The sequence below is a fragment of the Aedoeadaptatus ivorii genome, from assembly GCF_900638585.1.
GTDB lineage: Bacteria > Bacillota > Clostridia > Tissierellales > Peptoniphilaceae > Aedoeadaptatus > Aedoeadaptatus ivorii.
This window is the reverse complement of the sequence record NZ_LR134523.1, coordinates 1,257,228-1,279,881: the sequence shown is the minus strand read 5'-3', so window position 1 is coordinate 1,279,881 and position 22,654 is coordinate 1,257,228. Positions and strand designations below refer to the sequence as shown.

Annotated in this window: 22 protein-coding genes; 17 read left to right on the top strand and 5 right to left on the bottom strand. The window is 56.2% G+C overall.

The features are described from left to right. Nucleotides 1-121: 121 nt before the first annotated feature. A complete protein-coding gene (locus tag EL294_RS06435) occupies nucleotides 122-2,194 on the top strand; it encodes a catalase (protein WP_126465941.1) in 2,073 nt (690 codons plus the stop codon). Nucleotides 2,195-2,232: 38 nt separating this feature from the next. Here EL294_RS06435 and EL294_RS06430 read toward each other — a convergent pair whose 3' ends face one another. After that, nucleotides 2,233-2,343 carry an S-layer homology domain-containing protein gene (locus EL294_RS06430; RefSeq protein ID WP_126465939.1) on the bottom strand — a complete coding sequence of 37 codons (111 nt, stop codon included), beginning with the start codon at nucleotides 2,341-2,343 and terminating at the stop codon, nucleotides 2,233-2,235. A 12-nt stretch (nucleotides 2,344-2,355) separates the two neighbouring features. Beyond that, nucleotides 2,356-3,021, bottom strand: a complete 666-nt coding sequence (locus EL294_RS06425; RefSeq protein WP_126465937.1) for an S-layer homology domain-containing protein — start codon at nucleotides 3,019-3,021, stop codon at nucleotides 2,356-2,358. A 203-nt stretch (nucleotides 3,022-3,224) separates the two neighbouring features. Between EL294_RS06425 and EL294_RS06420 the strand changes: the two genes are divergently transcribed. Beyond that, nucleotides 3,225-3,695 carry a hypothetical protein gene (locus tag EL294_RS06420; protein ID WP_126465935.1) on the top strand — a complete coding sequence of 157 codons (471 nt, stop codon included), beginning with the start codon at nucleotides 3,225-3,227 and terminating at the stop codon, nucleotides 3,693-3,695. A gap of 345 nt (nucleotides 3,696-4,040) precedes the next feature. Here EL294_RS06420 and EL294_RS06415 read toward each other — a convergent pair whose 3' ends face one another. Then, the gene (locus tag EL294_RS06415; protein WP_126465933.1) at nucleotides 4,041-4,265 is read right to left on the bottom strand and encodes a hypothetical protein; all 225 of its coding nucleotides are present in this window, start codon (nucleotides 4,263-4,265) and stop codon (nucleotides 4,041-4,043) included. A gap of 345 nt (nucleotides 4,266-4,610) precedes the next feature. On the opposite strand from EL294_RS06415, the gene EL294_RS06410 reads away from it, so the two are divergent. Next, nucleotides 4,611-5,960, top strand: coding sequence for an S-layer homology domain-containing protein (locus EL294_RS06410; protein ID WP_164715250.1), 1,350 nt, complete (start codon nucleotides 4,611-4,613; stop codon nucleotides 5,958-5,960). A gap of 46 nt (nucleotides 5,961-6,006) precedes the next feature. On the opposite strand, the gene EL294_RS06405 is transcribed toward EL294_RS06410, so the two are convergent. Continuing rightward, entirely contained in the window at nucleotides 6,007-6,837 is an 831-nt protein-coding gene (locus EL294_RS06405) for a patatin-like phospholipase family protein (protein ID WP_126465928.1), read from the bottom strand. A 388-nt stretch (nucleotides 6,838-7,225) separates the two neighbouring features. On the opposite strand from EL294_RS06405, the gene EL294_RS07895 reads away from it, so the two are divergent. The 14 genes from EL294_RS07895 (at nucleotide 7,226) to EL294_RS06340 (ending at nucleotide 22,260) form a co-directional block, all read left to right on the top strand. Continuing rightward, nucleotides 7,226-7,369 carry a hypothetical protein gene (locus EL294_RS07895; protein ID WP_164715249.1) on the top strand — a complete coding sequence of 48 codons (144 nt, stop codon included), beginning with the start codon at nucleotides 7,226-7,228 and terminating at the stop codon, nucleotides 7,367-7,369. After that, nucleotides 7,366-8,712 carry an amidophosphoribosyltransferase gene (gene purF, locus EL294_RS06400; protein WP_126465926.1) on the top strand — a complete coding sequence of 449 codons (1,347 nt, stop codon included), beginning with the start codon at nucleotides 7,366-7,368 and terminating at the stop codon, nucleotides 8,710-8,712. The genes EL294_RS07895 and purF overlap by 4 nt, the downstream gene beginning before the upstream one ends. 10 nt (nucleotides 8,713-8,722) lie before the next feature. After that, on the top strand, nucleotides 8,723-9,754 hold the full coding sequence (purM, locus tag EL294_RS06395) for a phosphoribosylformylglycinamidine cyclo-ligase (RefSeq protein WP_126465924.1): 1,032 nt from the start codon (nucleotides 8,723-8,725) through the stop codon (nucleotides 9,752-9,754). Nucleotides 9,755-9,756: 2 nt separating this feature from the next. Beyond that, the gene (gene purN / locus EL294_RS06390; protein ID WP_126465922.1) at nucleotides 9,757-10,311 is read left to right on the top strand and encodes a phosphoribosylglycinamide formyltransferase; all 555 of its coding nucleotides are present in this window, start codon (nucleotides 9,757-9,759) and stop codon (nucleotides 10,309-10,311) included. After that, nucleotides 10,308-11,831 (top strand): bifunctional phosphoribosylaminoimidazolecarboxamide formyltransferase/IMP cyclohydrolase, encoded by a 1,524-nt coding sequence (gene purH / locus EL294_RS06385; RefSeq protein ID WP_126465920.1) that lies wholly within the window; start codon nucleotides 10,308-10,310, stop codon nucleotides 11,829-11,831. Before purN ends, purH begins: the two co-directional genes overlap by 4 nt. A gap of 9 nt (nucleotides 11,832-11,840) precedes the next feature. Further along, nucleotides 11,841-16,781 carry a phosphoribosylformylglycinamidine synthase gene (locus EL294_RS06380; RefSeq protein ID WP_126465918.1) on the top strand — a complete coding sequence of 1,647 codons (4,941 nt, stop codon included), beginning with the start codon at nucleotides 11,841-11,843 and terminating at the stop codon, nucleotides 16,779-16,781. Between the two features lie 185 nt (nucleotides 16,782-16,966). After that, a complete protein-coding gene (locus tag EL294_RS06375) occupies nucleotides 16,967-18,517 on the top strand; it encodes an NAD(P)/FAD-dependent oxidoreductase (RefSeq protein ID WP_126465916.1) in 1,551 nt (516 codons plus the stop codon). Then, nucleotides 18,504-19,073: a hemerythrin domain-containing protein gene (locus EL294_RS06370; RefSeq protein ID WP_126465914.1), complete on the top strand. Its 570-nt coding sequence runs from the start codon at nucleotides 18,504-18,506 to the stop codon at nucleotides 19,071-19,073. The genes EL294_RS06375 and EL294_RS06370 overlap by 14 nt, the downstream gene beginning before the upstream one ends. A 117-nt stretch (nucleotides 19,074-19,190) precedes the next feature. After that, a complete protein-coding gene (gene rpmG, locus EL294_RS06365; RefSeq protein ID WP_126465912.1) occupies nucleotides 19,191-19,340 on the top strand; it encodes a 50S ribosomal protein L33 in 150 nt (49 codons plus the stop codon). An 11-nt stretch (nucleotides 19,341-19,351) separates the two neighbouring features. After that, nucleotides 19,352-19,573, top strand: a complete 222-nt coding sequence (gene secE / locus EL294_RS06360) for a preprotein translocase subunit SecE (protein WP_126465910.1) — start codon at nucleotides 19,352-19,354, stop codon at nucleotides 19,571-19,573. Between the two features lie 19 nt (nucleotides 19,574-19,592). Further along, on the top strand, nucleotides 19,593-20,156 hold the full coding sequence (nusG, locus tag EL294_RS06355) for a transcription termination/antitermination protein NusG (protein WP_232006466.1): 564 nt from the start codon (nucleotides 19,593-19,595) through the stop codon (nucleotides 20,154-20,156). Between the two features lie 58 nt (nucleotides 20,157-20,214). Continuing rightward, nucleotides 20,215-20,640 (top strand): 50S ribosomal protein L11, encoded by a 426-nt coding sequence (gene rplK / locus EL294_RS06350; protein WP_126465908.1) that lies wholly within the window; start codon nucleotides 20,215-20,217, stop codon nucleotides 20,638-20,640. 42 nt (nucleotides 20,641-20,682) lie between these two features. Next, a complete protein-coding gene (rplA, locus tag EL294_RS06345; RefSeq protein WP_126465905.1) occupies nucleotides 20,683-21,381 on the top strand; it encodes a 50S ribosomal protein L1 in 699 nt (232 codons plus the stop codon). Nucleotides 21,382-21,522: 141 nt separating this feature from the next. Further along, nucleotides 21,523-22,260, top strand: a complete 738-nt coding sequence (locus EL294_RS06340; RefSeq protein ID WP_126465903.1) for a hypothetical protein — start codon at nucleotides 21,523-21,525, stop codon at nucleotides 22,258-22,260. Between the two features lie 36 nt (nucleotides 22,261-22,296). Here the strand turns inward: EL294_RS06340 and crcB are convergent, their stop codons facing one another. Further along, a complete protein-coding gene (crcB, locus tag EL294_RS06335) occupies nucleotides 22,297-22,653 on the bottom strand; it encodes a fluoride efflux transporter CrcB (RefSeq protein ID WP_164715248.1) in 357 nt (118 codons plus the stop codon). Nucleotide 22,654 lies beyond the last annotated feature (1 nt).

Sequence of the window (22,654 nt, the reverse complement as noted above, 5' to 3'; positions counted from 1 at the left end):
TTCCCATCCTATGTTTATCCCTTTCTATTGCGGGTAAATGATTCTTTAGTACACCCATGATTTCTACGATTCCGTAGCGATCGAAGCACAGTAAGAGTACCCGTTTCGAAAGGAGAAATCTATGGCGAACGCGAAAAAAGACGACAAGCGCACACAACTGGAAGCGCACTATACAGACGAAAAAGGCAAGTCCATGACCACCAATGAAGGGGTAAGGGTAGCACACGATACCGAGACCTTAAAGGCGGGGCAGCGCGGTCCGTCGCTGTTGCAGGACTTTCACCATCAGGAAAAAATGCAGCACTTCGACCGGGAGCGGATTCCCGAACGGGTGGTGCACGCCCGGGGCGTCGGCGCCCACGGTACCTTTACGGTCACCAACGATATGAGCGCCTATACCTCCGCCGACTTTTTGCGGGGTGAGGGCAAAGAGACGCCGGTATTTTTGCGGTTCTCTACGGTGCAGGGCTCGAAGGGCTCTGCCGATACGGTGCGCGACCCCCACGGGTTTGCGGTAAAGTTCTACACCCAAGAGGGGAATTTCGACATTCCGGGCCTCACCCATGCGGTGTTCTTTATTCAAGATGCGATCAAGTTTCCCGACCTGATCCATTCCGTTAAGCCCGAACCCAAAACCGAGATCCCCCAAGGGCAGTCCGCCCATACCAACTTCTGGGACTTCGTCGCCAACAATCCGGAGACGATTCACAATGTATTCTGGCAAATGAGCGACCGGGCGATTCCCCGTTCCATGCGAATGGTAGAAGGCTTCGGGATCCATACCTACCGCCTGGTCAACGACGAGGGCGTGGCGCATTTTATTCGCTTCCACTTTAAGCCCGAGCTAGGCGCCCACTCCCTGATCTGGGACGAAGCGCAAAAACTCCAAGGCCGGGACCCGGACTTCCACCGTCGGGATCTGATCGAGGCCATCGAAAAGGGCGACTATCCGCGTTGGACTTTCGGCGCACAGATTATCGAAGAGGACCAAGAGTTTATGTTCGACTTCGACATTTTGGACCCCACCAAACTGTGGCCCGAAGAGATCGTGCCGGTCACCGAATTCGGCGTATTGGAGCTCAATCGCAATGTAGAAAACTTCTTCGCCGAAACCGAGCAGGCGGCGTTCCACCCGGGCAACTTCGTGCCGGGGATCGAACCCTCTAACGACCCGCTTCTGCAGGGGCGGATCTTCTCTTATACCGACACGCAAATGCACCGCCTCGGCGGACCCAACTTCCAGCATTTGCCCATCAACCGGCCGCTGGTCGATGTGGCGAACAACCAGCGGGACGGGCAACACCAGATGAAGATCCACACCTCCGAGACCAACTACTCCCACAACTCGCTCTCGGACAACGATCCGAAGGCGGATGGCGGCTTTGAAGAACTCAGGCAGGCGGTGTCGGGCTTTAAGACCCGTTCCAAGCCGGCGAAATTCCTCGACTTCTACACCCAGGCGCGGTTGTACTTCCACTCTCTGTCCGATTGGGAGCGCGAGCACACTTTGGCGGGCTTTAAGTTCGAGCTGACCAAGGTTACCAAGCCCGAAGTGCGTCAACAAGTGGTCAATCTGCTGATGCGGGTCGACGAAGAGGCGGCGAAGGATGTGGGCGCGTACTTGGGACTTACGCCGGAAGATGCGAAAAACCCCCACGAAGACGACACCACCGGCGCCGATCCGGGCGAAGAATTGAAGTACGAGGGCAAGTCGGTGGACAAATCGCCCGCCCTGTCCCTCGCCAATCAGCCCAAAAAACCCGAAACGCTCAAAGTGGGCGTATTGATTCGGGAAGGATTTGACGAAAAAGAAGTCGCTCCCGTTCTAGACGCCATGGAAGCGGCGGGGATGTATGTAAACATCATCTCCGACAAACTCGGCACCCTCACCGTGGGCAAAAAAGAACACGAGATCAAAGAGACCTTTATCTCCACCGACACCGTGCTCTACGACGCCATCTACGTGGCGGGACTCGAGGGGCTGGATCCCAAATTCAAAGGCGAGATTCGCCAATTCGTCGAAGACGCCTACAAGTACTACAAGCCCCTGATCGTCGCCTCCGATTCCGAATCGTATCTCGACGAAGGGCGCAGGGGCGAACCCGGCGTGCTGATGCTCATGGAGGACGGCGCCGACAAAGTGGTCGACCTCGTCACCGAAATGCGGTACTGGGAACGCGACCTTACGAAATAAATAGTTGCGAATAAAAAAAGGACCCTAGGGTCCTTTTTTTACATATGATCGATGGTAAAGAGCACCTGTGCCACTTGGGCGCGGGTAAAGGGAGATTTGGGGGCGAAGTTGCCGTCGGCATCGCCTTTCAAAATGCCGGCCTTTGCCAGGGCATCGACGCTCTATTTGGCCCAGGGGGCGATGCGGTCTGCGTCTTGAAAAGCGACGGATGCGCCTTGTGCCGGTTGCTTTTTGAGATATTGGATATAGGCTTCGACGATCTTCGCCATTTCTTCGCGGGTGACGGGGCGATCGGGGTCGAATTTGCGGTTGCCGATGCCCTGTACCAAGCCCGCCTGTGCCGCCCAGTGAATATAGGGGGCGTAGTAGCGGTCGCGCGCTACGTCGACGAAATCGCCGCCGGTGTACTCGGCGGTGCGGACCTTCGCCATGCGGCCGAGTACCGTGACGAACTCGCCGCGGGTGACGGCGTCGTTCGGGGCAAACACGGCCTTGTCCTTGCCGTTGAAGTAGCCCTTCTCCGCCACATAGGCGATGGCGGGGCGCGCCCAGTGGTTTTCTGCCACATCCGTGAAGGGGAAGGCGGATGCCTTCGGCGTTTCGGGTTTGCGCGGGGATTGGGGTTTGAATTTGGGCGCAGATTTGCGATCGGCATCGCCTTTGGGGGCGGATTTCTTTTCTTCGGGTTTTTTATTCGAATCGGGCATGGGTTTTTCGGGCTTTTTGTCGCCCTCGGGTGCCGGTTTCCACGGCGCGGGATTTTTCTCGCCGGGGGTTTTGGCATCCGGATTTTTTTCGGTCTCGGGAGCGCCGGGTTTTTGCGGCATTTTTCCGTCTTCCGGCGCCTTGGGGTCGGATTCGGGGCATCGGGGGTCGGTACCTGCTCGTCGGGTTTCTTTTCTTCGCCGGGCGCGGGTTTTTCGGGGCCTTGTCCCTTGCCGGGGACGACATTTTCCGGTTTCTTATTCTCCGGATCCTTGGGGTTACCCTCCGGCGATCGGATATATTTCTGCAGCTCCTTGACGCCGTTTTGCAATTCGCCGACGAGGCGATCTACCTCCGCCTTTCCGATGCGGGGTTCTCCCAGGGTTTTTTCTGTGGCGATAATGCTATTTTTAAGGGCGCCCTCAGCGGCCAAGGATTCCGGCGTGTCTACAAAACGATGCCCGTGGAGGAAGTCCCTCGCGGCTTGCATGGCTTGTTGCAAGACGTCGAGATTGGGTTTCTTTTCCTTTTTTGTCGCGAGGATCTCGAACTTTCCGAGGACCGGACGATTGTCGTGCATAATTCCATACTCGAGACGGCCGGCGACATCGTCGTATGTTTCCCCAACCATAAAGTCGAAGAGGGGCGTATCGAAGTCGTAGAGTTCCATCGCGCTCGGATCCGGCACCAGGAAGTATTCGCGGCCCGGATTCGGTTCGGCGGTGAGAAAAAACTGCATTTCCCCCGTACCGTCGGTGGTTTGACTGATGTAGTCGATACCGGGTATGCTGTTTAAGCGAATGTGGAACGTTAGATCGGGGATCGGCGCGCCCGTCTCTTTGTCTTTTGCCACGACGGTGAGGGGCGCCCGGTTTTTGACTTTGTCTTTGTCGAGCGCCGTAAATTCGAGGCGGGCTTCTTCGGGGCGTCCGATATGATTGTCGCCCAAAAAGTAGACCGAGCCTTTTTCGTCGGTACTGAAGTATTGTTCTCTTCGGATATATTCTAATTCGACATCTTGCACGGCGACGATGTAGTACGCCTTCGACAGATCGACGGTAAAGGCGATTTCGCCGCGATTCTCCGTGCGCTCTTGGGTGATTCGCTTTCTCTCGGGGATCGCTTCTTGGTCTGTATTTTCTTAGATGACGAACAAAGCGACGTTCTTATCTTTTAAGGGCTTTCCGTCCTTTTCCAGTTTGACGACGACCTTGTGAATTTCTTCGGCCGGAGATTGCCTTTGTGCGGCGGCGGTCGCGGCGGCGGGCAAGTGCGCTACGGACGCCGCATAGATGTTCGCGGGGCCCAATACGGATGTAAGGCAACTTGCGGCCAAGGCGCAGGCGATAAGGGGTTTTCTTTGCATAGAACCTCCAATCAAGTTATGGTAAATAAAGTGTTAAATATACGTAAACTAAACGGTCTTTCTTATCCTACAAAAATCACATTCCCCCTGCAATACAAAATTTTTGTCGAGCGAGGTTCGTTTCTCACGAGAAACGGTGTAGAAACGCGATATGGAAATATATCGATTTATCGCGGTAAGATATATAGTCGTAGGATGCCGACCTATGGGCGAAGGAGTTTCTCCGTCAATCCGGAACAAAAAGTATATAATATCTAGTTTCCGGCAAAACTCGCTTTCCCTGCGCTTTTTCAGGGTAAACTAAGAATCAGAACAGGTATAGTTTTAATGGGAAAGGAGCGAAGTATGAAGAAGAAGCAAATCGCGATATCCGCTTTGGCGATGGCGCTGGCGGCGGGGATCGCCGCACCGACAGCGATCTATGGAAAAGAGGCACCGAAGCCCAAGGCGGTTGCGGCGACAAAGCCGGTTTTCGGAGACATTGAGAAGCACTGGGCAAAGACTTTTATCGAAGACGCCTTTTCGCAAAAGTTGATGCAGGGCGTGGGCGAAGGGAAGTTTCTGCCCAATGGGACCGTAAGCCGCGCCATGTTGGTAACGGGTCTGTATCGTCAAGCCGGCTCGCCGGAAGCGGCGGGCGATTCCTTCAAGGACGTGCAAAAGGGATCGTGGTATAGTGACGCCGCACGCTGGGCCAAGGCGAACGGCATGGTAAAGGGCTATGAAGATGCGAGTTTTCGGCCCGACCGCGCCGTAAGCCGCGAGGAAATGGCGACGATCGTGTACCGCTATCTCACCGGCGTACTCGAATTGCCCGTGCCGAAGCGCGCCGCCGAACCCTTTGCCGATGCGGAGGAAATTGCGTCGTACGCGAAAGAAGCGGCCGATACCCTGCGCGGCTGGGGCATACTGCGCGGCGACGAAGCGGGTCGGTTCCGTCCTGCCGATGAGACGACGCGCGCCGAGCTCGCGAAGATTCTCGTGACGATCAACGAAATGACCCGCGACGGCGGACCCGACGATCGGGATTTGTTGGCGGACTTTCCCCAAGGGGAAAAACTGGCACCGTTTTTGCGCCAAAGCTTGAGAGATACCTTCCCCAAAGAAAAGGCTTCACTGATCCAATGGATTTCTGCCACGCCGGTCAAAGTCTTTCAGGATCGGGGGCAAGTGATTGTCCTTGCCAATATCTTCTATAAGAACTATGAATTTACAGACGGGGTATTCCATAACACCTCCGGCGGAGCGATGCCCTTAGAGATTCACTTCGTTCCCGAAGGCGATACTTTCGCGATCCGCGATATGATCGAATCTGAGAACGGAGAAAAATTTTCCGACAGCGTCCGGAAAATGGCCCGGGGCGACGAAAAAGTATATGAAGCGTTGTTAGAATCGCAAGATCCGAAGATCGACGAAGAAACGGAAAAGGCGATTTTCATCGAGACCTTGGAAGCGGCGGGATTAAAGGACTATTGCCGCAAACTCGAAGAACTGCCGGGCTACGACGCCGATAAGATTCTGATTCTCAAGGACGTAAAAGACACCCCGGCAGGCAGTCTGGTTCTGGTAGACAAAGCGGAATACGAGAAAGAGAAGGCAAGAACTAAGAAGGATTGGCGCTATGTAAAGGGGATTCTCTATGATCCTGGCGCCGAATGGGCCTTTGACTATACCTATGATGATTTTCGCGAATAACAGATCATAAAAATGTCGCGATCCGCATTCGGATCGCGACATTTTTTTATAGCCAATCTTCGATTCTTTGTGCCATCGCATAGCCTTCTTCGTACATGGCGGCCATGGCGTCTTTGTTCAGGGTGAGGGTGCGCATATGGGCGGTACTTTTCGGCGCGAGGATGAGGATATCTTTTCCGTCTTCGGCGAGGATCTCGCGGAGAGAGCGGTTGTAGGTCTTTGCCCGATTCGCCATGGCGCGGGCGAGGCGGGGGTATTTTCTCCGAAGGCGCAGGGCGAAGTAAAGGTCCTTGCGCGCGCGGCGAAAGTAGTCTTTGGGGCGGGTGAGGATGACGACCACGCGCTCTATGCCGTCTTCGCGCGCCTTTTTGACGGGAATGGGATCGGATACGCCGCCGTCTACATAGGGGCGGCCGTCGATTTCCACCGGTCGATTGAGTACGGGTACGCAGGAGGAGGCGGCGATGATGCGGTAATTGTCGCGGGCAAGATCCGCCTCGGTAAAGTAAGCGGGGCGTCCCGTTTCGGCCTCGGTGGTGGTACAGACGAATCGCTGGGAAGAGGCTTCGATGGCGTTATAATCCAGCGGGTTTTCGCCTCCGGAATTGGAGAGGGTGGCGTAGATATAACGCAGATTGATAAAATCGCCGCTCTCCCGAAAATGGGACCAGCCCATATACTCGTCTCGAAAGGCGTATTCCATATAAAAGGTGCGGCAACGGCCATGTTGTTTTGCCACATAGCTGATAAGATTTGCCGCTCCGGCAGATACGCCGGAGCAGTAATCGAATTGTATATTTTTGTCGAGGCAGCAATCCAAAACGCCGGCCCCGAAGATGCCTCGGGTACCGCCGCCCACGTCTATGATTCCGAGCATACAACCATATCCTTTCTGTTTCTTCTTATAATGATAACACTTTTCTGTGAAATGTAGGTTAAGAACAGACAAAGAAACAACGCCAACCGGGAGGCGGGGTATTGGTTTGTCGCAAACGCGTGAAAAGAGGGGCGCTCTGTTGTGCGGAAATTTCGCCGATAGAGCGTTGTTCCCCTGCGGGAAGTATGATACAATATTTGCGAAAAAGGGGGAATTTTACTCGATGATCTGCGGAGAAGCGCGATTTTTTGTATCAGTGCAAAAGAAAATGTCGTCCCGCAGCGCGGCTACGTTTTCCCCGACGACGAGTGTGATTGCTCCGGCCCAGTAGCCGGTTGGTAAAAGAGATACGGCTACCGTATCTCTTTCTTGCGTTTAGGAGGGTGCCATGCGCGATGTGCTTCGCGGCGGAATGATCGTCTTCCGTCCCGGAATGTCGGGACAATCGGACGAGAGATACAAAAACACAAAGGCGGCGTCCCGTAGCGGGTTCGTCGCTCTGGGATCGGAAAGGATTCTGAACAAGCGATGAGCGGTGTTATCGGTATTTACAGTAACAATGCGGTGAGTCCGAGCCTATTTTACGGCTTAAATTCCCTGCAACACCGGGGACAGGAGTCCGCGGGCATGGCGGTCTTTAACGGGGAAGAGATCCTCAGAAAGCGCGCCATGGGCCTGGTGATCGACGGGTTCGACGAAGAGACGCTGGCGGAGCTGCCGGGCAATATCGGCATCGGGCACGTGCGCTATTCCAAAGCGGGCGGCGCACACGACTATAATATTCAGCCGGTGATGGGCTTTATCGGCGGCGAGACGATCGCCATCGCCCACGACGGCAATCTGGTCAACTACCAGCTTTTGCGCGCCCGTCTCGAAGAAGAGGGGATGATGTTTCAGACCACCAACGACACGGAGGTCATTCTGTACTTGATTACCCGCTACTACGAGAGCGACATCGTGGAGGCAATTCGCCGCACGATGGATGTGATCGAGGGCGCCTATTCGGTGACGGCGCTGATGAAGGGACAGGTCGTCGCCTTCCGCGATCCCAGCGGGTTTCGCCCGCTGGTTTTGGGGCGCGACGGAGATGATGTGATCGTCGCCAGTGAAAATGCCCCCATCGAGATTATCGGCGGCGAGATGACGCGGAATGTAGAGGCCGGAGAGATTTTGGTGATCGACGAGACCGGAATCCACTCGTACCCCTACGAGGGCGAGAATCGCGCGCGCAACTGTATCTTCGAATACGTCTACTTTGCGCGAAACGACGCGAATCTCGACGACATCAACGCCTATACCTTCCGCCGGCGCTGCGGGGAAATCCTCTGGAAAGAGGCGCCCTGCGATGTGGATTTGGTGGTGCCGGTGCCGGACAGCGGCATTCCCTCGGCCATCGGCTACGCCCAGGCATCGGGGATTCCCTTCGGCGAAGGGTTGGTGAAGAACCGCTATATGGGCCGCACCTTTATCAAGCCCACCCAAAAAGAGCGGGAAATGGCGGTCAAATTGAAGCTGAACCCGTTGGTCGATGTGGTCCGCGGCAAGTCCATCGTCTTGTTGGACGACTCGATTGTGCGGGGTACCACCAGCCGCAATCTGATCCACCGGTTGCGCGAGGCGGGGGCGAAGGAAGTGCATATGCGCATCACCTCGCCGCCGGTGAAGTATTCCTGTTATTACGGGATCGATACGCCGAATCGGAAAAATCTGATCGCGGCGAACCAGACGATTCGCGAGATCGAAGAAAATATCGGGGCCGATTCCCTGGCCTTTATCTCTCTGGAGGGGCTGGCGAGCGCCGGCAAGAAAGAGATTTCCCGCTACTGCACGGCTTGTTTCGATGGGGATTATCCCGTCGATCCCACGGTGATTTAGGAGGAAGAGTATGAAACTGTCCTACAAAGACGCAGGCGTCGACATTTCCGAAGGAAATCGCGCCGTAGAATTGATGAAAAAATCCGTCGCTTCCACATACGACGAGAATGTATTGGGCGAAATCGGCCTGTTTTCCGGCGGATATGCCATTCCCGGCGCCAAGGCGATGGAAGAACCCGTGCTGTTGGGCGCCACCGATGGGGTGGGCACCAAGCTCCTCGTCGCCCAAATGATGGACGTCCACAATACGGTGGGGATCGATTTGGTGGCGATGAGCGTAAACGACCTGATCTGCCAGGGCGCGAAGCCTCTGTTCTTTTTGGATTACGTCGCCACCGGACGCGTCGATGCCGAAAAGATGCAGCAGATCGTAGAGGGCGTGGCAGAAGGCTGTCGCCAAGCGGGCTGTGCGCTGATCGGCGGTGAGACCGCCGAGATGCCGGGGCTTTATGAAGAAGACGAATACGATCTTGCGGGCTTTGCCGTGGGTCTTACCGACAAGGCGAAGATTATCGACGGGGCAAAGATACAAGCCGGCGACGTGGTGATCGGCCTCGCCTCTACGGGGCTGCACTCCAATGGCTACAGTTTGGCGCGCAAGCTCTTCTTCGACCACCTGGGCCTGGACGTCGACGGCGAAGCGGAAGGCCTTTCGACGACGGTGGGCGAGGCGCTCCTCGCCCCCACCAAGATTTACGTAAAGACCGTTCTGAAACTTGTGGAACAATTCGGCGTGAAGGGCATTTCGAACATCACCGGCGGCGGCTTGGTGGAAAATGTACCGCGCATTCTGCCCGAGGATTTGGACTGTGTGGTACAAGCGGACAGCTGGGATAAGGGCGAACTATTCCGCTTTATCGAAAACACCGGCGCCGTAGAAGAAGCCGAACTCTATCGTTCCTTTAATATGGGAATCGGCATGGTGCTGATTGTCTCCGCAGACGAGGCCGATGCGGTGCTTCGCTGTGTACGAGAAGAGACCGACGATATCGCCTATGGCATCGGCGAAATTCAGCCGGGCAGCGGCATCGTGCTCCTGTAATCATGCGGGTTGCGGTATTGATCTCCGGCTCCGGCAGCAATCTGGAAGCGCTGCTCGAAGCGGAGCGGGAAGGATTTTTTGAATCGGAGATCGCCCTGGTGGTCTCCAGTAAGCCCGACGCCTACGGTTTGGTGCGGGCGGAAACATACGGAAAGAAAACTTTTGTAACCGGCGATGGGGATCTGCTCGACGCTCTGGAAGCGGAAGGGATCGACTTTCTCGTCCTCGCCGGGTATCTGAAGATATTGGAAGCGGATCTCTTGGAACGCTACGAGGGGCGGATTCTCAATATCCACCCGTCGCTTTTGCCCAAATACGGCGGCAAGGGGATGTACGGCATGCGGGTGCACGAAGCGGTATTCGAAAACAACGAAAAAATCAGCGGCGCCACGGTGCACTATGTGAACGAAGACATCGACGGCGGCCGCATCCTGCTGCAGACCGCGGTGGACATTTCGCGCCTGCAATCTCCCGAGGAAATTCAACAGACGGTGCTCGTATTGGAACACCAGCTCTTAAAAATCGCCGTTCGATTGTGTGAGGAGGAAAGACTATGAAGTACGCACTCCTGTCCGTAACGGACAAGACCGACATTGCATCTTTTGCCCGGGGACTCGCAGAGGCGGGATTTACGATCCTGTCCACCGGCGGCACCCTCGCGGCGATTCGAGAAGCGGGGATCGAGGCCCTCGCCGTGGAGGACTACACCGGATTTCCCGAAATGCTCGGCGGCCGGGTAAAGACCTTACACCCTAAGGTGCACGGCGGGATTCTGTATAAGCGGGACGATGCGGAACACAAAGAGACGGTACGAGCCTCCGAAATCGGAGATATCGACTTGGTCTGCGTGAATCTCTATCCCTTCGAAGAAACCTACTTAAGCAAAAAAAGCGACGACGAACTGATCGAAAACATCGACATCGGCGGCCCGTCTATGGTGCGCTCCGCCGCCAAGAACCACAAAGACGTCTATATCGTCACCGATCCCGCGGACTACGAAAAAGTGCTCGAAGCGATCCGCACAGGCGGCGATCAGATGGCCCTCCGCCGCGAACTCGCTATGAAGGCGTTCAGCCTAACGGCGTATTACGATTCGATGATCGCCCGCTATTTTGCCGAAGCCACGAACTCCGAGGCGAAGACCTTTACCCTGGGGCTCAAAAAAGACGGCGATCTGCGCTATGGCGAAAACCCCCATCAAAAGGCGGCGGTCTATACCGACCCCATGACCGAAGGCTATTTTTCGCATCTGCAGCAGTTTCAGGGCAAGGAACTTTCCTATAACAATTTAAACGACCTAAACACGGCGGTCTCTCTCGCCGGCGAATTCGTCGAGGAAGAGGGCATCGTATGCGTGGGCTTAAAGCACGCCACCCCCTGCGGCGTGGCGCTCGCAGACAGCGCGCTCGATGCGTATAAGGGGATGTTCGAGGCGGACGACACCTCGATTTTCGGCGGCATCGTCGCCTTTAACGGCGTGGTAGATGCGGCCTGTGCCGAGGAGATGGTAAAGATCTTTTTGGAAGTGGTCGCGGCCAAGGACTTCACCCCCGAAGCGCTCGAAATCTTTACGAAAAAGAAGAATCTCCGCGTGCTCAAGGTGGATTACGAAGCCGGCGCGCCGGAGAAGGAACTGCGCCTCGCTTCGGGCAAGGTGTTGATTCAAGATACCGATACAGACGGCGAAGAGGGCTACGATGTGGTGACGGAAAAGGCGCCGACATCGGCGGAAAACGTGGATCTGCTCTTCGGCATGAAGGTGGTCAAGTACGTCCGAAGCAATGCCGTGGTGTTGGTGAAGGACAAAAAGACATTGGGGATCGGCGGCGGTGAGACCAGCCGGATCTGGGCGCTGGAAAATATCTTCCACCACCATCCCGAACGCGACTTTGCCGGGGCGTCCTTGGCGAGCGATGCGTTTTTCCCCTTCGACGACTGCGTTAAGGCAGCGGCCGAAAAGGGCGTAAGCGCCGTCATTCAACCCGGCGGATCGATCCGCGACGAGGACTCTGTAAAGGCATGTAACGAGGCGGGGATGGCCATGGTGTTTACCGGCATCCGCCACTTCAGACATTAAGGAGGAGCCGTGAAGATATTAATCGTAGGCGCCGGCGGAAGAGAACACGCCATCGGCGCGGCCATCGCAAAGAACAAAGAGGTAGAGAAGATTTATTTTGCCCCCGGAAACGGCGGCACATCGGAAATCGGAGAAAATATCGCCATCGAAACCGCAGACATCGGCGGCTTGGTGCGCTTTGCCAAAGAAATGGAAATCGACTTTACCGTCGTAGGCCCCGAGGCGCCCTTGGTCGACGGCATCGTCGACCGCTTTGAGGCGGAGGGCCTTTCGATCTTCGGGCCGAAAAAAGCGGCGGCGCGTTTGGAAGGCAGCAAGGCCTTTGCCAAGGACTTCTGCGTGCGCCACGGCATTCCGACGGCGGCGTATATAGAGACCGAAAACGAAGACGCCGTACGCCAGGCGGCGCGCAATCTGTTGGAAAAAGACAGGGTCTGCGTGCTGAAGGCCGACGGACTCGCCGCCGGCAAGGGTGTCAAAATCGTCCGCAGTGAGGCGGAAGTGGAGGCCTTTGTAAACGACGTCTTCGACGAAGGCAAGTTCGAATCGGACAAGGTCGTGGTAGAGGCATTTTTGGAAGGCTTCGAGATGAGCCTGCTCGCCTTCTGCGACAGCAAGGACTTTAAGGCGCTCTCTACCGCCAAGGACCACAAGTCCATCTACGAAGGCGGTCGCGGCCCGAATACGGGCGGTATGGGTACCTATGCTCCCAATGTGGAGGCGCTGCCCTTGTTGGAGGAGATCGAAGATGCGATCGTAAATCCCTTTATGGCGGGCCTTGCGGCCGATGGAATGGACTACCGCGGGCTGATCTTTATCGGCATCATGATCGGAAACGACGGGCCGCAGGTCCTGGAATTTAACTGCCGATTCGGCGATCCCGAAACCCAATCGGTGCTCGAGCGCTTAGACGGCGATCTGCTCACGATCTTGTGCGCCACGGCAGAGGGACGCCTCGGGGCAGTCGAAGTGAAAGAAAACGAACAAAAGGTCGTCTCTTTGACCCTCGCGAGCGGCGGCTACCCGGCGTCTTCGGAAAAGGGCGTCGCCATCGAAGGCTTGGGTGCGGCAAAGGACGTAAAGATCTTTCACGCCGGCACCCGACGAGAAGGCGATGCGCTCGTGACCGACGGCGGCCGCGTGCTAACGGTCACCGCGACGGATGCCGACTTCGACCGCGCTATGGAAAAGGTGTATGCCGCGGCGGATGCGATCCGATTCGAGAACAAGCAGATACGACGAGACATCGGCCCCAAAGTCAGCCGCGTGTATGTGGAGCGACGCGAAGGCTTTGACGAGAGCGCCAAGGCGCTTTCGGCACAACTCGCCGAGGAATCGGGGATCGCGCTCGATGCCGTAAAGATCTACGCGAGATACGACCTCGAAGGCCTGACGCGAGAAGAAGTCGATCGACTCGCCCGGGAGGTGCTCGCCGAACCCGCCACCGACCGCTATTATATCGACGAAGACGCCTATGCCCTGGCGGCCGGAATGGACCACGGCCTGGTGGTGGAATACCTCCCCGGCCAATACGACCAGCGCAATGCCGGCGTGATGGACACGGCGACGGCGATCTTCGGCCACACGCATTTGACCTCTGCCACCGCCACGGTCTACGACTTCCGCGGCGATTTGGAAGAAGGGGACTTCGACGAAATCGTATCGGTGATGGTCAATCCCGTCGACCAGCGGGTCGGCAGCCTCTTCGGCGTGCCCACCACCTTGCAGAGCGAAAGCGAAAAGAATCTCGAAAACCCCGTGGTCGAAGGCTTTACGAGCTGGGACGAAGAGACCTTAAAGGCGCAATTCGAAGCGCGGGATCTCGCCATGAGCATCGAGGACTTTGCCTTTATTCAAGCCCACTTTCGGGAACTGGGCCGCGACATCAACGAAACGGAACTCGCCATCCTCGACACCTATTGGTCCGACCACTGCCGGCACACCACCTTCTTGACGGAGTTGGACGTCGAATTCGAAGAAGGCGTCGCTCCCTATATCAAAGAGGCCTTCCGACGCTACGAAGCCACGCGCGCCGCGCTGAACCGCACCAAACCCGTCAGCTTGATGGATCTGGGCACCATTGTGGTAAAGCACCTCAAGGCGAAGGGCATCAAGACCAATATCGAAGAATCCGAAGAGATCAATGCCTGCTCCATTTGCATCGAGATCGAGGCGGAGGATTTGGCGACGAAAGAGAAAGAGACCATTCCCTATCTCTTGATGTTTAAGAACGAAACCCACAACCACCCCACCGAGATCGAACCCTTTGGCGGTGCCTCTACCTGTCTGGGCGGTTGTATTCGCGACCCGCTGTCCGGCCGCGCCTTTGTCTATCAGGCCATGCGCGTCACCGGATCGGCGGATCCCCGTACGCCGTTGGAGGAGACCTGGGAAAACAAACTGCCCCAAAAGAAAATCACCACCGAAGCGGCGGTGGGCTACGCCTCCTACGGCAACCAAATCGGCCTGCCCGCAGGTCTCGTCGAAGAGATCTACCACCCCGGCTATATGGCAAAGCGCATGGAAGTCGGCGCGGTGGTGGGCGCCGTGGCGGAAAAAGACGTATGGCGCGGCACGCCCGAACCGGGAGATTTGATTCTGCTCTTGGGCGGTCGCACGGGCCGCGACGGCATCGGCGGCGCCACGGGTTCCAGTAAGGAACACACGGCATCGTCTCTGTATACCGCATCGGCGGAAGTTCAAAAGGGCAACGCCCCCATGGAAAGAAAGCTCCTGCGCCTGTTCCGCAAATCCCAAGTGGCATCGAGAATCAAGCGCTGTAACGACTTCGGCGCCGGCGGCGTATCGGTCGCCATCGGAGAGCTCGCCGACGGCCTCGAGATCCACCTCGACAAGGTGCCCTTAAAATACGAAGGGCTCGCACCGCGTGAGATCGCCCTTTCCGAATCCCAAGAGCGGATGGCGGTGGTCATCGAAAAAGAAGACCTCGCGTTGTTCGAAGAAGAATGTAAGAAGGAAAATCTCGAACTCACCGTCGTGGCGGAAGTCATCGCCGATCCCTATATGCGCATGTACTACGGCGATGTGCTGATCGCCGAATTGGACCGCGCCTTTATCGAGACCGCGGGGACCGCGCGCCGACAAAAGGTCGTAGTGGAAGCGGACGCAAAATGCCATTACCTGAACCGCTATGACGACTACGATCTAGACAACATTCTGACCCGCATGGGCGACTTGAATGTGGTGAGCCAAAAGAATTTGATCGAAAAATTCGACAACACCGTGGGCCGCGGCACCGTGCTTATGCCCTTGGGCGGCAAGGATCTGATGACCCCGACCCAGGCCATGGCGGGGCGGATTCCCGTAGAAGGCAAGCGGAGCGACACCGCCAGTGTGATGAGCTTCGGCTGCAATCCCGAGTTTTTGAGCGAAAACCAATACTTCGGCGCCTACTACGCCGTGTGGGAATCGGTGACGAAACTCGTCGCGACCGGCGCGAGAATTCCGGATATGTACTTCACCTTCCAGGAATACTTCGAGAAGCTGGGCGAAGACGAAACCCGCTGGCAAAAGCCCTTTAAGGCGCTCTTGGGTGCCTTTGACGCCTGCATGGATCTGGATGTACCCCCCATCGGCGGCAAGGACTCCATGAGCGGCACCTTCCGCGACAAAGACGTTCCGCCGACCCTCGTCTCCTTTGCCATCGCGCCGGTGGCGGTAGACGACGTGATCGGAAACGCCTTTACCGCGGCGGGGAACCAATTGGGGCGCATCACGGCGCCGCGAGACGGCGAAAAGATCGACGCCGAGGCATTCAAAGCGCGCGCCGAAGTGCTGTATAAAGAAATCCACAGCGGCAATGTAAAGAGCGCCTTCGCCGTCACCCACGCGGGTACGCTGCCAGGCCTCGTTATCTCGGCCCTCGGAAACGACCTGGGCTTTACGGTAGAACTCGACGATCTCTACAATCCCCTGTATGGCGACATCCTCGTCGAATACGAAACCGACTTCGCCGAAGTGGAAAAGATCGGCACCCTCACCGAGGCCGGCTATATCGTAAACGGCAAGGCACTCGATGTGGATGCCGTGCGCCGCGCCTATACCGAAGGGCTTGCAGAAATCTTCCCACCGGAAAAACACGCGAAAAAAGAAGACATCGCCGAAATCACGGACGCCGATACGCGGATTCGCACGCGCGACGGAAAAGAGGACGTCAAGGTGTTGATCGCTTGCTTCCCCGGCACCAATAGCGAGTACGACACCGCCGATGTCTTTACCGAGTCGGGCGCCGAGGCGGAGGTCTTTGTCTTCTGCAACCAAAGCGCCGAAGAGACCGTCGAATCCATCCGCACCCTCGCCGAAAAGGTAAAAGAAGCGGATATTTTCGCCATCCCCGGCGGATTCAGCTTTAGCGACGAGCCCGACGGATCGGCGAAGTTTATCGCCAATATCCTGCGCACCGACGAAATGCGGGCGGCGATGAAAGTGCTGCTCGAGGACAATGACGGCCTGGTACTGGGGATCTGCAACGGATTCCAGGCGCTGATCAAGTCGGGCTATTTGCCCTACGGAGAGGCACGGGTACAAACCGAAGATTCGCCGACCTTGACCTTTAACGACAACGGCCGCCACGTGGCGCGCATGGTAAAGACCGCCGTCGTCACCAACGATTCTCCGTGGTTGCGCTACCTGAAGCCGGGCGAGGAATACCTCGTCCCCATAAGCCACGGCGAAGGACGTCTCGCGGTCAGCGCAACCGAAGCCGAGCGGTTGGCAAAGGACAATCAAATCGCTTTTATCTACCGCGACAATCCCAACGGCAGCGCCTATAATATAGAAGGACTGTTGAGTCCCGACGGAAAGATTTTGGGCAAAATGGGCCATGTGGAGCGCGTCGATACGGGTCTGTATAAGAATGTTCCCGGCATGGAGAGTATGCCCATTATCCGCGCCGGCGTGGACTATATCAAGGGAAAGAAAAAGGCGTAAAAGCGCTATTCATAACACAAACTTTACACGGGGATCACCCTTCGATGATCTGTCCTCGGTACAATCAAATTGTTCATAAGTAAGGGTTCCCCCCCCCTAAGGCTTTCGCTTCGGCGAAGGCCTTTTCCTGTTTTTGGGCAAACTGTCGCCTTGACGGCGGCGCCGTCCTCGGGGATAATCGGGGTATGAAATACAGAATTCACAATTTACATCGACCGATCGATTCGGATCCGTCGCATTACGAGAAAGAGATCGAGCGCATCACAGGCCTCAAAGGGGGCGACTATCGCTACCGCCGCCATCAGGAGTCCGTCGACGCCCGCCGCGGCCGCGAGATCCGCTACGTCGCATCCGTCGACATCGAGACCGAACGCGCGCTCAAAGAGAGCGGGCGCCTTTTTCGCGTGGACGACGAGGGCTATCGCTTTGCTAGCGTCGAGACGACCCGGCGGCCGGTGATCGTCGGCGCGGGACCGGCGGGTCTCTTTTGCGCCTATGTTCTCGCCAAGGCGAAGATGCCCGCCATCGTCTTGGAGCGGGGCGATGCGGTAGAGGCGCGCATCCGAAAAGTCGAAGCCTTTTGGAACGGCGGTCCCCTGGATCCCGAAAGCAATGTGCAGTTCGGGGAAGGAGGCGCCGGCACCTTCTCCGACGGCAAGCTCACCAGCCGCTCCAAAGACCCCCGCGGGCGCCTGGTGCTTTCGCTCTTTTCGCGCCTGGCGGAAGACGAGAGCCTGCTCTACAAGAAAAAACCCCATGTGGGCACCGATGCGCTTCGGAAGGTATTGGTGCGCCTCAGGAGAGAGCTCGAGGAGATGGGGACGATCTTTCGCTTTAACGAGCGCCTGGACGATATCGAAGAACACGAGGGCGAATATCTCTTCCACACCTCTCGGGGCGAAGTGGCATCGCCCTACGGCGTGCTTGCCTTGGGACATTCGGCGCGAAACAGCTTTGAGATGCTGCTGGAACGTGGCTTTGCTATGTCGGCCAAGCCCTTTGCCGTGGGTTTTCGCATCGAGCAGAATCAGCAGGCGATGAATGCGGCCCAATACAAAGAGGCGGCTGCACTTCTCCCTCCGGCGGAATACGCCGTGACCCAAAAGCTCGGCGAGAACGGCGTATACAGCTTCTGTATGTGCCCCGGCGGCTATGTGGTGGCGGCGGCCTCCGAGATTGGGGGCGTGGTGACCAACGGCATGAGCTATAAGGATCGGGGCGGCGAAAACGCCAATGCCGCCATCCTCGCCACCGTAGACGAGTCGGTATACGGCGCGGGCGTTTTGGCGGGCATGGAATTTCAGCGGTCTGTGGAACAAAAGGTCTTTCAGATGACGGGTTCCTATCGCGCTCCGATTATGCCCGCATCGGAATATCTGAAGAGGGGCGGGGAAGAGGCGGTGGCGCCTACCTATCGCCCCGGCACCTATAGGGCGGATCTTCACGAAATCTATCCGGAAGCGGTGGATACGCTCCTCGAAGAAGGAATGCGAAAGATCGGGGAGAAATTTCCCGCCTTTCTCGAAAACGCCCTCCTTACGGCGCCAGAGACGCGATCGTCGTCGCCGGTGCGGATCCTCAGGGACCCGAAACGTTTGGCGTCGATCTCGCACGGGAATATATATCCTACGGGAGAGGGCGCGGGTTATGCCGGCGGCATCGTTTCGTCCGCCATCGACGGCATACGCGTGGCGGAAAAAATCATCGAAAAGGAGAAAGTTTATGTACGGGATTGAAGTGCTGGTACGGGAACACGACAATATACTGCGCTTTACGCGGGTGATTCGCCGGTATCTCTTGCGTGCCATGGACGGCGAGATCTTGTTTCTCGACGAATTGAGCGGCATGATCGACTTTATCAGGAACTATTCCGATGCCCATCACCACGGCAAGGAAGAGGAGATCCTCTTTCACTATATGCTCGAAGACGGGGGCGACGTCGCCGAAAAAATCGTGCGCCAGGGGATGCTCGTCGAGCACGACCAGGCGCGGGGCATCGTGCGGGATCTGGAGGCGGCACGCATCGCGTATGAATCGGAGGCGAGCGCGGCGCATCTTTTGGACATCTTCGGGCTCTTGTATGCCTACGTACGCCTGCTCGAAGCACATGCTGCGCGGGAGAACGAGGTGGTCTATCCCTTCGGCGAACGCGCTTTGAGCGAGGAGAAAAAGGCGTCGGTCGACGCCGAGACCCGCGCCTTTGAAGAAGAAGGCGCATCGGTCAAAGAAAAGCAACTGTCGGCCTTGGCTCGATGGGAAGAAATTCTCGACGGAGGCGGCAATACCGATTGACAAATATGCGCTCAGGTGGTAGAATGCACTACGTAAACCAAATCCGGGTTACCGGGAAAGGGTGGCTTCAAAGCCACTTTTTTATTGAGTTTATTTCCATTTTTGAGGAGGTGCCCTATGGCAGATCGCGTAACTTTGGAATGCACCGAGTGCAAACAAAGAAACTACGTAACGTTTAAGAACAAGAAGAATACGCCGGAGCGTATGGAAATGAAGAAGTATTGCAAATTCTGCAAGACCCATACGGTTCATAAGGAGACGAAATAAGGAGAGATACAATGGCTCAAAAAACCACCACGCCGAAGGAACAGGACGCCAAGTCGCTGTCCAAGTACTTTCGCGGTGTAAAGAGCGAGTTTAAGCGGGTAGTTTGGCCGACCAAGAAGCAGTTGTTTCAGTACAGCCTGATCGTCATCGTCGTAAGCATCATAACTGCACTGTTTATCTACGCCATTGATTTTGTCTTCAGCCACCTTATGTCTTTGATATTCGGATTGTAAGCGTATTGGAGGATTTCCATTGACAGATGATTTGAATCAGAGAGACGGCGAAGATCTCGAGAGAGAAGACGAGGCCAAGTGGTATGTGATCCATACCTATTCCGGTCACGAGAACAAAGTCAAGGACAATATGGAATCCATGGTTAAAAACCAGGATCTCGGCGATATGATCTTTGATGTGCAGGTTCCCATGGAAGAATACGTCGAAACCAAAGACGGCGTTAACAAGATCAAGGAACGCAAGATGTTCCCTTCCTATGTCCTGGTAAAGATGATCATGAACGACAAATCCTGGTACGTCGTCAGAAACACGAGAGGTGTAACCGGATTCGTCGGTCCCGGTTCCAAGCCGATTCCCCTTTCCGAGGAAGAGGTCAAGAACCTGGGCGTTTCGAAGGTCGAGGACTACGGCGATCTGTTTGCCGTGGGCGACCGGGTGAAGGTACTCACCGGGCCTTTCGAGGACTTTGTCGGCATCGTCGACGCGCTGGATGCGGAAAAGGGCAAGGTAAAAGTGTCCATTTCCATGTTCGGCCGCGACACCCTGGTGGAGTTGGATCACGACCAACTCACCGAGGCGTAAGCAAGCAACACGTAAGAGTGGGAGGGAAACCCCGCAGAACCACATTAGGAGGTGTACTATGGCCAAGAAAGTCATAGCAATTGTCAAACTACAAATTCCCGCAGGTAAAGCTACCCCGGCACCGCCGGTAGGTACCGCATTGGGACCCCACGGCGTCAACATTATGGAGTTTACCAAACAATTTAACGCCAAGACCCAAGACCAAGCCGGTATGATCATTCCCGTGGTTATGACCGTTTACCAAGATCGTTCCTTTACCTTTATCACCAAGACCCCGCCGGCGGCAGTCCTCATCAAAAAGGCAGCCGGCATCGACACGGCAAGCGGCGAACCCAACAAGAAAAAGGTCGCCAAGATTACCAAGGAACAATGCCGTGAAATCGCAGAGACAAAGATGCCCGATTTGAATGCCGCAGACGTAGAAGCCGCCATGCGAATGGTTGCCGGTACCGCACGCAGCATGGGAGTCGAAGTAGAAGGTTAGTGGGAGAAATTCCATTTCGCTTGAACCACAAGGAGGTTTACTATGCCCAAAAGAGGGAAAAGATATCAAGAAAGTTTAAAGCTCGTAGACCGCACCCATCTCTATGATGTAGCGGAAGCGGTAGAGTTGGTACAAAAGACCGCCGCGGCCAAATTCGACGAAACCGTAGAACTGGCCGTACGCTTAGGCGTCGATCCCCGCCACGCGGACCAACAAGTTCGCGGCACCGTCGTCCTTCCCCACGGAACCGGACGTACCGAACGCATCCTCGTATTCGCCAAGGGCGACAAACTCAAGGAAGCGGAAGAAGCCGGCGCTGATTACGCAGGCGGCGAAGAACTCGTAAAGAAGATTCAGGAAGAAAACTGGTTTGACTTCGACGTCGTCGTAGCGACCCCCGACATGATGGGCGTCGTCGGACGTATCGGTCGGGTGCTCGGTCCCAAGGGATTGATGCCGAACCCCAAGGCCGGCACTGTCACCTTCGACATTCAACAAGCCGTAGAAGAAATCAAAGCCGGTAAGGTTGAATACCGCGTAGACAAAGCGGCCATCATCAACGTGCCCATCGGAAAAGTTTCCTTCGGCACCGAAAAATTGACCGAAAACTTCAAGACGCTTATGAGCGCGATCATCCGTTCCAAGCCGGCAGCGGCCAAAGGTCGCTACCTGCGTTCCGTTACCCTGTCCTCCACCATGGGTCCCGGAATTAAATTGAACGGCTCCAAATTAATGGATTAACTCAAAAAAATGCGGCGATGCCGCATTTTTTTATGCCCATTTCAAGGATTTTTATAAGAATCATTGGTATCTATTGCCCTATTTTTTATTTCCTGATATACTCTATTTACTACGATACCGTGGCATCGAAAGGGGCAAACTATGAAAAGAATCGTACTTACCGCGGCACTCGCCGCCGTGATGGGGCTTTCGGCTCCCGCCTTCGCTCAAGATGCAAAGATGGACGTCTATGTAGGGGGCACGCACCTGGATCCCAAGGGGGATTTTCAGGTGGTGGACGACCGGGTCTATATCCACCAAGCCCCCCTATCGGCGCATCTGTTTCTGCTCTTAAAGGCGGAGGGAAATAATTTGGACTGGATGAACACTCGAGAGAAGCACTATCCCGTGGCCGTAAAGGCGAAGGGAGAAGGGGCGGCTTTTCGGGAAGATGCGGCCTATTACATTCCGGGACGGGCCTTTCTCGAGAAGATGGGGCGCCCTGTAAAGTGGGACGAGAAGAATCGCATCGCGATCTTCGACTTCTACGACGGATCGGGATTGGTATATGCGGACATCACGACGGAAGAAAAAGTCCCCGCCCTCTCCATGACCTGGCGCGTGCCCGAGGATGGGATCGCGGGGGTCGAGATCCGCGAGGACAAAGCGGAAATCCGCTTCGTCCGGAAGCAAACCCAAGAAGAGATCGCCCGCATCTTCCGGGTGCCGGCAGAACTTCCGGACCGGAACGTCTACCTCCTGGGGGAAAGTAAGGGAGGCTATGTGGCGGCAAAAGTGGCGGAGAAAGATCCCCGAAAACAAGGGGAAGCGCCCTCCGAGAGAAACTACGCCATCGACGGCGTCTATTCCATGTTGGGCTCGGTGAAAATCGCCGATTAAAAAAAGACGGCGGAGCAAGGTACGCTCCGTCGTCTTTTATTTTGCCGCTTGTTGGCCGAGATAGAAGGCCAAAAAGCCCAGTGCCACCGTCGAAACGATATAGAGAGTCGCCGCCGGCAGCTGTCCTTTTTGGGCCATGGAGACGGTCTCTTTGCTAAAGGCGGAGAAGGTGGTGAGCCCGCCGCAAAACCCCGCCTGTAAAAAGATCTCGAGATTCGGATGCCAGCCCCGCGCCTCTGCCTTAGCGGAAAGGACGCCCATCAGAAAGCACCCGATGAGATTGGCGAGCAGGGTGGCCGGGGGCAGATTGCGATTCGATACCGGAAGATAGGAGAGGGCAAAGCGACACGCCGCCCCCAAGGCGCCGCCGGCCGCGGCGTAGAGGAGTTGCAAT